This window comes from Streptomyces europaeiscabiei (assembly GCF_001550375.1).
Classification (GTDB): Bacteria; Actinomycetota; Actinomycetes; order Streptomycetales; family Streptomycetaceae; genus Streptomyces; species Streptomyces europaeiscabiei.
The window spans coordinates 31,835-46,731 of the sequence record NZ_LRTR01000804.1; the positions used below are offsets into that span (position 1 = coordinate 31,835).

The window sequence follows — 14,897 nt, forward strand, 5'->3', positions numbered from 1 at the left end:
TTTCACGCTTGGGCGAAGGTCTGGCGCTGGCTGCCGAGTCCGTCGACGGAAAGCTCGACGGTGTCGCCGGGGCGCAGGAAGGGAGTGCCGGGAAGCCCCAGAGCCACGCCCGCGGGTGTACCGGTGTTGATCACGTCACCGGGCTCCAGGACCATGTACCGGCTCAAGTACGAGACGATGTGGTCGACCGAGAAGATCATGTCGCCGGTGTGGCCGTCCTGCCGCTTCACGCCGTTGACGCTCAGGTGCAGGCCGAGGTCCTGCTGGTCACCGACCTCGTCGGCGGTGACCAGCCACGGACCCATCGGGTTGAACGTCTCGCAGGACTTGCCCAGATCCCACTGCGAGGAGTACTCCAGCTGGAACTCGCGCTCGGAGACGTCGTGGCTGATCGCGTAGCCCGCGATCACGGCCCGCGCGGCTTCGGGTCCGTCGAGGTAGCGGGCCCGCCGTCCGATAACGACCGCCAGCTCGACCTCCCAGTCGGTCTTCACCGAGCCGCGCGGGATCAGTACCTCGTCGTACGGGCCGACGACCGTGCTCGGGTCCTTCATGAAGACCACGGGGCGGGGCGGGATCGCCGCGCCGGTCTCGGCGGCGTGGTCGCGGTAGTTCAACCCGACGCAGATGATCTTGCCGGGGCGCGCGACGGGCGCGCCGATGCGCAGACCGTCCGGGTCGAGTACGGGCAGCTCTCCCGCCTCGACCGCCGCGCGGGCCCGGTCCACTCCCCCGGAGGCGAGGAAGACGCCGTCGATGTCAGGGGCCACAGAGGACAGGTCCAGCAGCCGGCCGTCGTCGGTACGGACGGCGGGCCGCTCCTCACCGGGGGCGCCGACTCGAAGCAGTTTCACTGAGGGCTCCCTTGCCATGCGGGTTTCGTCTGAGTGGTGGTCGGCCGTGGGGCTGGGCCGCGCCTGTGGTGCGCCCGGGCCGGACCTGTCGACAGGCTTCGCTCATCCGCAGCACAGTCATCGGATGTATGGCTGCACAGTGACCTTAGATGCGGGGGATCGCACTGACAATGGATTCCTCGGATGTATTTCGTCGGCGATGCCGGTCAAGCGCTCACACATGCAGATGGCCCATGGCCACGAATGGCCACGAGGTCGACACGCGACCCGCCGTCCGATGACTTCAGAGTGAGCCCGCCCCAGCCCCCCGCTCTACGCCGGCACCGGCGGCTCCGCTGTCGAATCGTGAGCTGCCGCAGCGCATCGCCCGTCACGCAGGAAGGCCGAAACTCCGCAGGTCGTACGGGGCCTCAGTACGGAGTCCCGAGGTCGGGACGGCGCCTCGGCGCCCTACGGCGTGGCGTCCCGTAAATCTCTGGCGGCGAACCCTTGTCAACGTCGGCAACGCCGTCGTAGCGGCCTCGACGTCCCAAGATACATCGGAGGAATGATTGCACCATCCAGTGCGTCCGTTCGGCTCACAACCGTGCGGTCGCTCCGCCTCCGCATCCCTCGGGCCCCGGCTGACCCTCACATCCACCCCTCAGGGCACGATCCGCGCATTGTCCGCACCGGATCGGCAGCTGCCCGTCCGGCGACCTCGCCCCTCGCCCCGTTCGTGGGGAAACGACAGTCGCGGCCGTGGATCGTGTCGGATGAACTGTGGTCGCTCATCGAACCGTTGCTGCCCGAGCCTGGTCCGAAGCTGGTGGAGGGCAGGCCGCGGGTGCCGGACCGGCAGGCGTTGTGCGGGATCCTGTTCGTGCTGCACACCGGTATCCAGTGGGAGTACCTGCCGCAGGAGCTGGGCTTCGGGTCGGGGATGACGTGCTGGCGGCGCCTGGCCGCGTGGAACGAGGCCGGCGTGTGGGACGAACTGCACCTGGTGCTGCTGAGGAAACTGCGGGCCGCGAAGAAGCTGGACTGGTCGCGGGCGGTGATCGACTCCTCCCACGTCCGGGCAGCTCGGCGCGGCCCAAAAGCGGGCCCAGCCCGGTCGACCGTGCACGGCCGGGCAGCAAGCACCACGTCCTCACCGACGGACAGGGCATCCCGCTCGCAGTCTCGCTGACCGGCGGAAACCGCGGGCGACGTCACACAGTTGCTGCCTCTGCTGGACAAGGGTAGGGGTCGAACTCGGCCAGCGCGGTGGTCCAGGTGATGGCTTCGTCGACGTTCCAGCGCTGGTTGGCGTCCATGGCGATGCGGATGTCCGGGCCGACTGCGGTACGGGCAGCCCGGAAGCGCCGGATGTCGTCGTCGAGATCGGCCCCGACCTTGAGCTTGATCTGCCGGAAGCCGTCGGCCACCGCGCGCTGTGCCAGGCGGGTCAGCTTCTCGTCGGTGTAGCCGAGCCAGCCGGGCGAGGTGGTATAGGCGGGATAGCCGTGGGCGAGGAGGTCGCTTTCCCGTGCGGTACGGCCTTCCCGGCCGCGTTGCAGGATCGTTACTGCTTCCTGGCGGGTGAGTGCGTCGGTGATGTACCGGTAGTCGATCTGGTCGGCGAGCCATTCGGGGTCGGCGTCGGCGAGGAACTTCCACACCTTTTTCGGGACCGAGCAAGCGCAGTTGACTGTCGCCGGTGAGGTCGCGCGCGAGGCTGCCTGGGTCGTCGCACAGATCCTCTACGGACCGGCCCACGACGTGGGCTCGCAAGGCGTCGAGCGCCGCGACCTGCACGTCGTTGCCACGACCGATGGTGAAGGCGAAGCCGTGGCCCTCCAGGCCGTCTTCGCTGTCCGTCCGCAGTACGAGATAGGCGGCCGAGCAGTCGGGGTCGGTGTTCATCGCATCCGACCCGTCCAGCTCCCGGGACGTGGGGAACCGTATGTCGTACGTGTCGAGACCGGTGATCCGGGAGACGCTTGTTGAGGACACGCTGAGCCTTTCGTGATCGGTGAGCCTGACGGACAGTGCCAGGGCCGGCAGCCGCCACCGCATCGCCGGGACCGACCCCGCTGACAGATGGGTCCGGCTGAGCCGGGTACCTGAGGCCACCGGCGGAAGCACACGTGGGGAGCCTCCTGTGCGGCCGTGTGCCGGCCACGCCGGTTGACCCCGTCGGCGAGAAACAGTGACCTGGGCCCGTGCTTCGGACGCCCTCGCCCAGATGTGTGGACGGGGCCGGGAAGGTCACCGGGCGGGGAGCGCGCGCCGGCCTTCGACGCGGTCCCTTGCGGCCCATCCCTCGACACTTCGGATGATTTTTCTGCGGCGGTGCCTGACAGTACGACCGCCGGCCCGTTGGCGCAGTCAGTCCTCCGATGTCTATGGTCGAGGACTGGTCCCAAAAGTGATTAGATGGGCGCTTTGCCCTGGTGATCTATCTCGGCGTTCGTGCCGTCGGTCACGATCCTGCGCATACATCGGATGAGACTCTTGCCAAGTGTGGCAATGCGCTCGTAACGTCACGCCACGTTCCACAGGCAGCCGAGGAGGACCTCGGTGGTGAGACGATTGCCACGCCTGAGGTCGCCCCCGGGGCAAGGCATCGGATGTCTAGTCGTGTCGCTGGGGAAGCTTTCGGCCTGACGGTGGAGAAAACAACCTTGTTTCGGCCATTGCTCGTTGCTGGAACGCGGTTGTAACGTTTCATGCCTTAGCCGCATGGACTGAGTAGATCCGATGTTTTACCCGGCTTCGCGAATCCGAATCGCGCCCTATCGATGGGTTTCCCGATCATGAGACGTTTCAATGAAGCACGTCGAAACCCGCTGCCTCGCGCCCTGACGGCGCTGTCCGCGGTCGCCGTTCTCACCTCCTCTGCCGTGGCGTGTTCGTCGTCGGGGAGTGAGGGGAGCGACACCACGGGCTCGGCGCCGGTCACTCTGACCGTTCAGCAGCAGACCGGGCAGGAGACCTTGTTCGGCTACTTCGCCAAGGCCTTCCACAAGGCGCACCCGAACGTGACGGTCAAACTGCAGACGATCAGCCAGGAGCAGAAGGCCGGCTCGAACCTCACTGTGCTGGGCTCGGCCAACGCGCCCGACGTCGGCTTCGTCCCGGTCGGCTCGTCGCCCTACACCGCTCTGACCAGCCGTGGCGGGCTGACCGATCTCAGTGACGTGTGGAGTTCCGGTGACCTCGCCAAGCGCTACGGCAGCGGCGTCTCCGGGTCGCTGAAGGTCGGCGGCAAGCCGTACGTCGTCGCCTTCTCCCAGGCCATCTACAACGTCGTCTGGTACAACCCGGCAGCCTTCGCCAAAGCCGGCGTGACCGTGCCGACCGATCACCGGTTCGCGACGCCGGAAGACCTCATCGCCGCGGCCAAGAAGCTGAAGTCGGCCGGGTACGCACCGCTGCAGCTCGGCGGCGCCTCCGGCTATCAGGCCAGCTGGATGGTCGACGCCCTGCTGCCGACCTCGGCGTCGCCGGCGCAGCTCGAGAACTACCTGGCGTCCTACAACAGCAAGACCGCCGTCACCGCGAAGTACACCGACCCGGCCTTCACCAAGGTGCTCTCGACGCTTGAGAACTACCGCAAGTCGGGCGTCTACCAGGACGGGTTCCTCGGTCAGAAGTACCAGGACGCCGAGACGCCGTTCCTCGCGGGCAAGGCGGGAATGTTCCTCGGCGGCAACTTCACGGCGGCCGACTTCGTGCCCGCGAAGACCTCGGTGAAGCCCGACTGGCTGCTCCTGCCGCCGGTCAACGCCGGGACGAAGACCACGCAGACCGGCTACTACGGCGACGCCCTGGGCATCCCGGTGAGGGCGCAGCACAAGGCGTGGGCGAAGAAGTTCCTCGAGTTCGTCATGTCCGAGAAGGCGCAGTCGGAGGGCGTGGTCGGCACCGCCAATCTGCTCCCCGGGGTGAAGGACCTGCCCGCCTCGGCCTTCACGAAGTTGGACGCGAATTCCCGCAGCATCCTGGCTGACATCGCCAAGAACGGCAGTGCGGCCGGCTGGACGTCGGTGGTGCCGAACGCGCTCGCGCAGACCTTCATCGACCCGAAGATCCAGGCGATGTACTCCGGCAGCCTTTCGCCGTCCGCGCTGGCACAGCAGCAGCAGGACGAACTGCTGAGCTTCCGCAAGTCCGCGAGCTGAGCCGACCGTGAACGAGCCGTATCCCAGTTCGAGGAGAGGTGTATGAGCACGCATTCCGTGATCACGGCGTCGGACCCGGGGGCCGCCGCCGGCGACGCCGCGAAGTCCACGGGCGTCGTGCCCAGCCGGGCGCGATCGCGATCCGCGAGGCGTCCCGGCGCGGGCGGGAGGGGGTCGGGTCGCCGGTCGAGGGCCACCACCTCACCGTTGGTGACCCGCCTGGCACTGGTGCCCGCGCTTGTCCTGCTCGCCGTCTTCGTCCTCGGCGCGATCGTCCAGACGGTACGCATCAGTACCACGGACTGGGTCGGCTTCGGTCCCATGCACTCCGTGGGGCTGGACAACTACCGCACTGTTCTCAAGAGTTCGGACACCTACCAGTCGCTGGGCGTCACTCTCGTGTACGCCGCCGCGTCGGCGGTGGCGACGATCGTCATCAGCAGCCTTCTCGCCGCGGCGGTCAGCCACGGCGTGAAGGGCGGGCGCTTCTACCGGGTCATCTGGTTCCTGCCCGGTGTCGCGCCCGCGGCCGCCGTGTCGATCTTCTGGACGGCGAGTTTCCAGCCGCACTCGGGCGGCGTCAACCAGGTCCTCGGCCACATCGGACTCGGCAACGCGCACGCGTGGCTGGGTGACGCCTCCACGGCCGTCTGGCCGGTGGTGTTCGTGACCGTGTGGGCGGGCGTCGGCTTCGCGTTCCTGCTGCTGCTCGGGGCGATGGAACAGGTCCCCGTCTCCATCTATGAGGCCGCGCGCATCGACGGCGCCTCGACGGCACGACAGTTCTTCAGCATGACTCTCCCGATGATCCGGCCGGTGTTCGTCATGACGGCCCTGCTCGAGTTCATGTGGGCGTTCAACGGATTCACGACCGTGTGGGCGATGACGCAGGGCGGTCCGGGCACGGCGACCTCGATCCTGCCGGTGCGGATCTACCGGGAGGCGCTGCTGAAGGGGCAGTTCGGCCCGGCGTCGGCACTGGCCGTGCTCTCGGCAGTCGTACTCATCGCGGTCGGCCTCGTCGGCGTACGGGCCAGCCGCTCGAAGGAGGCGTGATGCGTAATCTGCTCGGTCGAGGCACCGCACGGGCCGCCCTCGTGCTCTGGACGCTGCTCGCCGTCGTGCCGTTCGTGCTGATCCTGCTGCTCAGCGTCAGGTCCAACGCGGACATCTACCTGAACGGCCTCGGTATCACCGGAAAGATCCTGCCCGGCAACTACGCGCGGGCCTGGCAGGGTTCGGCCGGGACGGCCGGACTGACCAGCTACTTCGGCAACAGTCTGATCGCGGCCGTCACCGCGCTCGTCTTCAACCTCGGGGCCGGAGTGACGGCGGCGTACTTCGCGACGCACCTGTCCGACCGCAGCCGCATCTGGTTCACCCGGCTGTTCGTGTCGTCGACCGTCCTGCCGATCGTGCTGATGATCGTTCCCTACTACCAGGCGTTCAACGCGTTCGGCCTGCTCAACATGCCGGTGGTCATCGGCATCGCGTACGGCGCCCTGGCCCTGCCGACCACCGTGCTGATCATGCACTCGTTCTTCGTCGACTTCCCGGTCGAGCTGCTGGAGGCAGCCGCACTCGACGGCACAGGGGCCTGGCGCACGTACGTCCGCATCGTCCTCCCGCTCGCCAAGGGCGCGGTGACGGCGGTGGCGATGCTCACGCTCGTGTTCGTCTGGGGCGAGACACAACTCGGCGTGGTGCTGCTGCAGTCCGGTGAGTCGCAGACCGTGCCGGTCGGTCTGCTCTCGTTCCAGGGCCAGTACACGACCGACCAGGGGGCGCTGTTCGCCGGGCTCTCGCTGGCGTCCATCCCGATCATCCTGCTGTACCTCGTCTTCCACAAGAACGTCACCAAGGGCATCGCGCTCGGCGGAGTGTTCAAATGACCACCAACCCCCTGTACGCGCCACTGTCACAAGCGGTCGACGGCCTCGATGTGAGCCGCCGCCACCCCATCGTCCGCACGCCGGCCGCCGGCGACTTCTTCGAGGGCGCTCTGCTGGGCAACGGGGAGTTCGGGGCGGTCGTCGTGCCGCGGCCGGACGCCATCGTGATCCACCTGGGTCACAACGCTGTCTGGGACAAGCGGGCCCAGGTGGTCGACCCGGACCGGCTGGGGACGTTCACGGACGTGCTCACCGCCGCCGAGGAGGCAGCCCGGCACGGACGCCCGGACGAGGACGAGGAGTTCGCCCGGTACCTCGCCGACACCGAGGAGGGCTACGGGGCTCCGTACCCCAAGCCGTTTCCGTGCGGCTCGGTCCTGCTCAGCCTCGACACCCGGCGCTGCGAGGTCCTCGGCTATCACGTCGACATCGCCACCGGGATCTGCAGCGTGCAGCTCACCATCGACGGCGCTCCGTCCACGGTCGAGATCTTCGTCGCGGCGGATTCCGACACCGCGTGGGTGCGCTGGTCGGCGCACGATACCGCGACGCTGCCGGTACGGGGCCTGCGCGTACTCCCCGACCCGCTCGGTTACGACGGCGCGGACGGGCCCGCCGACCCCATCGAAGCGGGCAACGCCTACACGCGCCCGAAGTCGGCGTTCACGCCGAACGAACACCTCACCCACGAGCAGTCGTCCCATCACCTCGCCTTCGTGCAGGGCCTGCCCGTCACCGGCGAGGCTCTGCCCGACACTCCGGCATTCCGGCTCGGGCTCACCTCCGACACCGAACTCACGGCCGGAACCGTCGCCGGTTTCAAGGGGCGACGCGTCGCTCTCGACCCCCTCGCCACGCATGTCGCACCGACCCGCGAACTCAACCTGCGGATCGATCTGACCCAAGACGAACTGTCGGCGCTGTCGGCCGCCCCGGTCGCCGTCGAGATGGGTGACCAGGACACGGCCAGGTCGGCGACGACGGCCTCATGGCGCGACTTCTGGGCCCGCTCGGCGATCGACGTCGGTGGCCACGAACTCGAGGCGCTGTGGTACCGCAACCTGTACTGGACGCGCTGTGCGCTGCGGGACGGCGGTGTCGCGCCCGGCCTGTTCGGCCCGTGGACCTACCGGGACATCGGCTCCGGCTTCCACGGCGACTACCACTTCAACTACAACGTGCAACAGCTGTACTGGGGCCTGTTCGTCACCGGCCACGAGGACCTCCACCACCCCTACCTGGATCTGCTGGACTCGCTGCTGCCACAGGCCCGGCGTACCGCAGAGCAGTACTACGGCATGCCCGGTGCGGCCTTCTCACTGATCGGCTGGCCGCTGGAGACCACGCTCGCGCCCTACCTGTGCCCGAAGTGGGCGTGGGAGGCGTTCATCCCGGCCTGGGCGGTGCAGACCCTGTGGTGGCACTACCTCTACACCGGTGACGTCGACCTGCTGGCGGACCGCATCGCACCCTTCCTGGTCGACGTCGCCCAGTTCCTGCTCGACTATCTCGACGCGGGCACCGAGCGCCTGGCCCGCGACGACGGACGGTTGCACGTCTACCCCACGGTCGTCCCGGAGGTGTACGGCCTGTCCGACGGGCTGCGCCTCAACGTCGACGGACACGTCGACATCGTGTTCTTCACCTTCGCCTTCCAGGCACTGGTGGACGCGGACGAGGCGCTGCGTACCGCCGGACGGGACGCTCTGCCCGAAGACCTCGTGGAACGCGCCCGCGCCGCGGTGTCCCAGCTCGTCCCGCTGCCGACGACAGAGACCGACGAGGGCACCGTGTGGGTGAGCGTCGCAGGCGAGGACCCGGACGTCGTCTACAACGTCCCGGCCGCGGCGATGGCGGTCTTCCCGTGCGAAGCCGTCTCGCTCTCGTCACCGGCCGACCAGGTCGACATCGCCCGCCGTACGGTCCGCCGCCAGCGCACCGAGGGAGGCAACGACCTCGTGTTCGTCGCCATGCAGGAGGCACGGCTCGGTCAGCTCGACCTCGAGCGGTGGCTGCGCCACGTCCGGTACTGCACGATCCCCAACGGCACGGCGACAGCACGGGTCCAGTGCGCTGGCGGCCGGTACGACGACGCGACACCCTTCGACTTCATGGCGCGCATGGGGGTGTGGACCGAGAACTTCGCGGTCGGCGCCGTGATCTCCGAGTGCCTGCTGCAGAGCCACGACGGCGTGATCCGCATCCTGCCGAACTGGCCCCTTGATCTCCCGGTCAGCTTCACCGAACTGCGAACTCGCGGGGGTCACCGGGTTTCCTTCACCCGGCGCCCCGGCGAGGCAGACCGGCTCGAGCTGACCGGAGGGCACGAACGTGAACTGACGGTCGTGCCGCCGTGGTCCGGACCGAGCACCGTCCACCCGGCCGCGGACAGCACCGAAGAAGCGCAAGCGATCCACCATCCGCCCGGGTCGATCCGACTGTCGGTGCAGACCGGGACGGTCGTCCGTATCTCACCTGTTCCGTCCCTCAATGACGAGCTCGAAGGAACCACCACATGCGCGATTTCCTGAGACCACGCCAGCTCCCAGCCGTCGGAGCGGCCGCCGCCCTGGTTGCGGGGCTGTTCGCCGGTGCCGACAGCGCGGCCGCGGCCAACAGCACCTACTACGTCAACAACCAGGCCGGAGGGGAGGGGGCTCCGTGGCGCTGAGCGGCCGTCTGCCAGGCCGGAGTTCTGGCGGGCCGCCGTACCCCCGCCGTCACGAATGCGGGCGCGTGAGGCGACCCGGGGCCCGTCCTGGGCTGATGGGGAGCAGCTGCTGCCGCGATGCAGCTGAGGCCGTCACGCTGGTCAGCCGTGCGGGCATCGCCGTGGCTAAGCGTCCGGCTGCACGGAGTCCGTGGTGGTGTTTTGGGTGTCAGGTGGCCGACCGTGGACCGAGGCAGCCTACCGACCCACCCATGTCGCGGACGGCTCCGCATCCGCGATTCACTATGTCATCTGCATGCAGCGATAGCGGTATCGGAACCGGCCTGCCTTCTCGCCTGCCAACCTGCGCGGTTCTTCGCCGAACAGGCGGCACGAGCCGCGACATGGCACAAGGTCGGCCACACGAACACGGTTGGCACGGCCGCGGTCGGGGCACGGCGCCGCCCGCCATGCGCTCGACGGCCTCTCGGCCCATCGGTGGCGAGGCCATGTGCTCATTGGCCGCCCGGACCATGTCCCCGGCCAATCACTCAGCGGTGAGGAAGGTGTTGGGGCGGCGGTCACGAGGGGGACGGGTGGTGCCGGCACGGCCAAGAGTGGCCCTGGAAGGTCAAGTCCCAGGCCGCGATGGACGGTCGACGGCCTTGCCCGGGGACCGCACGCGCACGGCGGCGAAGCGAGAGCGCACCCCGACCTATCGGCGGTAATACGTCCGATGTTACCCCCGCCGACACATGCTGTTTGTAAGGCCAGTCATGACATCGTGTGCTGTCCTGCGAACTGCCAGGAGAAGGCCTTGTCGGAGCCGATCACCCGCCGAACGGGCGCTCGGCGGCATGGCGGTCACCCGCGGCGGGCTTCGCCCATGCGTCCGCAGCCCTGTCTCACGTCAGGTACTACCGACACAGAAGGAACGATCATGCCCATGACGCAAAGACGTCGAAGGTTCCTGCCGCGGCTGCGGGCCACGCTGATCGCCAGTGCCGCCGCCCTGGCGTGCATGCTGGTCATGCTTTCCGCGCCCGTTCCGGCGTCGGCCGTCGACCAAGTGACCAGGACCGATAACTTCGAACGCGCCAACGGCTCCCTCGGGGCGAACTGGGTCTCCGACCGAGGAACGTGGTCGATCGCATCCGGTGAAGCTCTCTCCGCTGCCACCCCGACGAACGCTGTCGCCACCTACCGTCCGGTTCAGCTAGGTAGCTCGTACACCGTGAGTGCTCAGATCAGGATCGTCAGCAGCTCGCCTTCCGGTGCGGAATGGAGCGGTATCGCGGCGAACGTACAGGGAACGACCTCGCTGGACTACTACGTCCTGCGCGTGTCGACCGCCGGTGGGGCCCGCACGGGGCAGTGGCAGCTGCTGAAGATGGCGGCCAGCACCACACCGACCGTGCTGGCCCAGGGAAACATGAACGCGCCCTACGGCACATCTCTCGAACTGAACCTCGGTCGCACCGGGACCCGTTTCACCGTCTCGGTGCGCAACAGCGACTCCGGGACGACCCTCGTCGACACGTCGTACACGCTGCCCACCACCGACCCGACCCGTGTGGGCGGATCCGCCGGCCTCTACTCGAACACCGGCAACCTGCGCGCGAAGTCGTTCTCCCTGACGACCTCCACCCCGGCCATCTCACCTACGGCAACGCGGTCCGATGACTTCGAACGCGTCAACGGCTCCCTCGGGGCGAACTGGGTCTCCGACCGAGGAACGTGGTCGATCGCATCCGGTGAAGCTCTCTCCGCTGCCACCCCGACGAACGCTGTCGCCACCTACCGTCCGGTTCAGCTAGGTAGCTCGTACACCGTGAGTGCTCAGATCAGGATCGTCAGCAGCTCGCCTTCCGGTGCGGAATGGAGCGGTATCGCGGCGAACGTACGGGGAACGACCTCGCTGGACTACTACGTCCTGCGCGTGTCGACCGCCGGTGGGGGCCAGACGGGGCGGTGGCAGCTGCTGAAGATGGCGGCCAGCACCACACCGACCGTGCTGGCCCAGGGAAACATGAACGCGCCCTACGGCTCATCTCTCGAACTGAACCTCGGTCGCGACGGGACCGATTTCACCGTCTCGGTGCGCAACAGCGACTCCGGGGCCACCCTCGTCGACACGTCGTACACGCTGCCCACCACCGACCCGACCCGTGTGGGCGGCTCCGCCGGCCTCTACTCGAACACGGGCAACCTGCGCGCGAAGTCGTTCACGTTCACGACTTCCACCCCGGCCATCTCACCTCCGGGAACGCTCGATTGCACGGTGGACAAGGGCTCCTACGACTTCCCCGGTGCCCAGCGGCAGGTGCTCCAGACGATCCCGGTGGGCACGACGTGGGCCGGCATGCCGGTGACTCAACGGGTGCTGACACACGGTGACGATCAGTACGTGGCCTACTACGCCGCCGATCGCCGGATGACGATCGCGCACCGCAGCCTCTCGGACAACAGCTGGACCACAAAGGTGCTCCCCTCGACGTTGGGCTGGGACAGCCACAACTACATCTCGCTGGGACTGGACCGCGACGGCAACCTCCATGTGTCCGGCAACATGCACAACGTGGCGCTGGTGTACTTCCGCACCACCGTGCCCGGCGACGTGACGTCGCTGATCCGGGTGACCACGATGATCGATGCGTCGACCGAGAACTCGGTGACCTATCCCGAGTTCATCAACCGCCAGGACGGCAGTCTCGTCTTCAGCTATCGCAATGGTGGGTCAGGTGACGGCGTGACCTACTTCAACGTGTATGACGAGGCCTCCTCCGCCTGGTCGCGGCTGGTCGACGAGCCGCTCTTCGACGGCGACGGATCCGACGACAATCCGAGCGGGACGTGGAACGCCTACTTCGAGAACCCTGCCCTCGGACCAGACGGATGGTTCCACATGATCTGGGTCTGGCGTGACAGTCCCGACGCCGCGACCAACAGTCGGCTGAGCTACGCCAAGAGCAGGAACCTCGTCGATTGGTTCGACAGTGCCGGCAATGCGCTGACGACCCCGTTCCGGTACGGCGAGGCGGATGTGATCGACCCGGTGCCGGACGGCGGCGGTCTGCTCAACGGCAACTCGAAGCTCGGCTTCGACGCCGAGGGCACTCCGATCATCAGCTATCACAAGTACGACGATGACGGGAACTCCCAGATCTACGTTGCGCGCCCCGACGGATCAGGCGCGTGGGACATCCACCAAATCAGCGACTGGAAGGGCCGCTGGAGTTTCGGCGGTGGCGGCAGCCTCGCCTTCACGGTGTCCATGCTCGGCTCCGAGATGATGGAGGACGGCAACATCCGCGTCGACTTCACTTGCTCGGGTGAACCGCGGAGCATCGTCATCGACGGTGGCCTGCACCCCGTGGCGGAGGCCTCGACCCCGGAGTTGCCCGCCGAGATCACGGATGTGCGCGGCACCTACCCTGGCCTGGAGGTGCGACTGCAGGCCGACCTGGCCGGCCGCAACGACACCGGCACCTACTATCTCCGCTGGGAACACCTGCCCGCAAACCAGGACAAGTCGCGCACGGACTGGCCTAGGGAAGGAAGTGCGCTGGAGGTGGTGCTCCTGGGCCCGCCGTCCGCGGGGTAGAAGACGGCCGCTCTCCGCAGCGTCGGTTCTGCAGGGGCGGGCTCAGGCGAACCCGTCCCGCTGAGCGGCAGCACCAGCACACACACGTCTGCGGCCTTCGTACCGGTCCCATGTGTTTCCAGACCTGGAACACAGGATCGGGGCGAAGGCCGCCGTGCACTGTGGGGACCAGGCAGACCCAGCGATAGACCGGTTCAGAACGAGGAAGCTGTCGGTGCAGGAGGGCCGCATCGGACTGGAGGCCTCGCCGAACGTGGGCCTTGCCCCTTGATCAACCTCCCCGTGGTGAGCACTTCCAGCACCACCGCGCTCAAGCAGGCGTCCACCTTCACGGCCGTCGCCGGACTGGCCGACGCGGGCGGCTACTCGTTCCGCGACAGCTCCGGCAACTACCTTCGCCACTACGACTACCGAGCCCGCTTCGGCGCCAACGACGGTACGTCGACCTTCGCGAAGGACGCCACGTTCATCGCCCGGACGAGCACGACGTCGGGCTCGGTCCGCTTCGAGTCGTACAACTACCCGGGCTACTTCCTGCGCCACTACAACTACCAGCTGCGCGTGGACGGGACGGACGGCACAGGCATCTTCCGCCGGGACAGCTCGTCGTGCCGGTGACCGGCTGGGCCTGAGCAGCGCCCTTGCCGGCCCAGGCAGTCGCGCCGGCGGTCGGGGATTTCCGTCAGACGCCGTTTCCGGGAGGACGGATTTCCGCACCCCCTGGACGAAGCGCTTTACCACCCGGAAGACCTGCGGCCCTGACCGAAGGCTTTCACCGGACCGTCCCGGTGACCGCCCGGTATGGGTCACCTCCCCTGTACCTCGCCTGCATCTCCCCTATGTGCGCCCCAAATGCCGCATGGCCAGGGCCAGTTGGAGTCTGAGTCGGCCCTGCGGGGTACGGACGGGCCACCCGAGCAGCGCCTCGGCGTGGCCCAACCGGTCCTGGAGCGTGGAGTGGTGGACGTTGACCTCGACGGCGGCTGCCCGCAGGCTCGCCGTCGAGGCGACCGCGTGCAACGTCGTCAGCATCCAGGGCGCGTCCGCGACCGCCGCATCCAGCGCCCGCACATCGGGCGGCGGATCGGCCCCCGGCACGACAAGCTCGGCGAGCAGCCCGATACCGCCGAGCTCATCGGCGTACACGACCCGGGGTCCGGGAGCGTGCGGGGTGCCGTCGGCGGTGAAACGGAGCGCGGTCCGGGCGGCGGCCCAGGAGCCCGGCAGTTCGAGCACGGGCACGGCGGGGCCGACACCGACCCGGCCCGGTGGGAGGGCGGTGTCGGCGGGTCCGGCGTCGAGGTGCGCCGGTCGCGGGTCCGTGGCGGCGGGTCCGGCGTGGGTCGGTGCGGTGCCCCGGGCCGGTACCGGTGACGGCCCGGGGGCGGACGGCCGGGCTTGCGGATGGATCGGCCCGCGCCGGGCGGAGGCGTTCACGATGCGGGGCGGGCCGTCGAACGGCGCGATCACGCGGGCCCGGATGGCCGGGTCCAGGCCCAGCTGCCGGGCCGCGTGCAGCCGTACCTGCTCGGGTGCGGTGGCGTCGAGGAGGGTTTCCACGAGCGCCGGGTCGTCGGCGCGGGCCGTCGGTGCGCGGCCACGGGTGCGGTCGAGGACGACGCGGATGGCAGCCGCCGCCCGTTCGAGGATCACCGCGTCGACGACGCTGGGTGCCCCCGCCCGCTCCAGCCACAGCGCCGGGGCGCCGTCCGGCGCCAGCGCGGCGGACGGCCACGCGGGGTCGGGAGG

At 68.4% G+C, this 14,897-nt stretch carries 8 protein-coding genes and 3 pseudogenes; 8 read left to right on the forward strand and 3 right to left on the reverse strand.

From position 1 onward, the window contains the following. Window positions 1–2: 2 nt before the first annotated feature. On the reverse strand, window positions 3–854 hold the full coding sequence (locus AWZ10_RS39695) for a fumarylacetoacetate hydrolase family protein (RefSeq protein WP_060893492.1): 852 nt from the start codon (window positions 852–854) through the stop codon (window positions 3–5). A gap of 745 nt (window positions 855–1,599) precedes the next feature. Here AWZ10_RS39695 and AWZ10_RS39700 point away from each other — a divergent pair. Continuing rightward, window positions 1,600–2,073, forward strand: a pseudogene (locus AWZ10_RS39700) (IS5 family transposase); the annotation flags it as partial. Window positions 2,074–2,077: 4 nt separating this feature from the next. Here the strand turns inward: AWZ10_RS39700 and AWZ10_RS39705 are convergent. Continuing rightward, a pseudogene (locus tag AWZ10_RS39705) lies at window positions 2,078–2,894 on the reverse strand (enolase C-terminal domain-like protein); the annotation flags it as partial. A gap of 740 nt (window positions 2,895–3,634) precedes the next feature. Between AWZ10_RS39705 and AWZ10_RS39710 the strand changes: the two are divergent. The 7 genes and pseudogenes from AWZ10_RS39710 to AWZ10_RS39735 form a co-directional block, all read left to right on the forward strand. After that, window positions 3,635–5,002 carry an ABC transporter substrate-binding protein gene (locus tag AWZ10_RS39710; protein ID WP_046703378.1) on the forward strand — a complete coding sequence of 456 codons (1,368 nt, stop codon included), beginning with the start codon at window positions 3,635–3,637 and terminating at the stop codon, window positions 5,000–5,002. A gap of 42 nt (window positions 5,003–5,044) precedes the next feature. After that, on the forward strand, window positions 5,045–6,058 hold the full coding sequence (locus tag AWZ10_RS39715; protein WP_231884873.1) for a carbohydrate ABC transporter permease: 1,014 nt from the start codon (window positions 5,045–5,047) through the stop codon (window positions 6,056–6,058). After that, on the forward strand, window positions 6,058–6,894 hold the full coding sequence (locus AWZ10_RS39720) for a carbohydrate ABC transporter permease (RefSeq protein WP_234360898.1): 837 nt from the start codon (window positions 6,058–6,060) through the stop codon (window positions 6,892–6,894). Before AWZ10_RS39715 ends, AWZ10_RS39720 begins: the two co-directional genes overlap by 1 nt. Continuing rightward, window positions 6,891–9,425, forward strand: a complete 2,535-nt coding sequence (locus tag AWZ10_RS39725) for a glycosyl hydrolase family 95 catalytic domain-containing protein (RefSeq protein WP_046703363.1) — start codon at window positions 6,891–6,893, stop codon at window positions 9,423–9,425. Before AWZ10_RS39720 ends, AWZ10_RS39725 begins: the two co-directional genes overlap by 4 nt. After that, window positions 9,410–9,565, forward strand: coding sequence for a hypothetical protein (locus tag AWZ10_RS52650; RefSeq protein WP_005476711.1), 156 nt, complete (start codon window positions 9,410–9,412; stop codon window positions 9,563–9,565). The genes AWZ10_RS39725 and AWZ10_RS52650 overlap by 16 nt, the downstream gene beginning before the upstream one ends. A gap of 919 nt (window positions 9,566–10,484) precedes the next feature. Then, window positions 10,485–13,148, forward strand: coding sequence for a BNR repeat-containing protein (locus AWZ10_RS39730; protein ID WP_060893493.1), 2,664 nt, complete (start codon window positions 10,485–10,487; stop codon window positions 13,146–13,148). A 267-nt stretch (window positions 13,149–13,415) separates the two neighbouring features. After that, window positions 13,416–13,780: pseudogene (locus AWZ10_RS39735) on the forward strand (AbfB domain-containing protein); the annotation flags it as partial. 205 nt (window positions 13,781–13,985) lie between these two features. Here the strand turns inward: AWZ10_RS39735 and AWZ10_RS39740 are convergent. After that, window positions 13,986–14,897, reverse strand: a 912-nt coding sequence (locus tag AWZ10_RS39740; RefSeq protein ID WP_060893494.1) for a helix-turn-helix domain-containing protein, incomplete at its 5' end; no start/stop codon positions are given.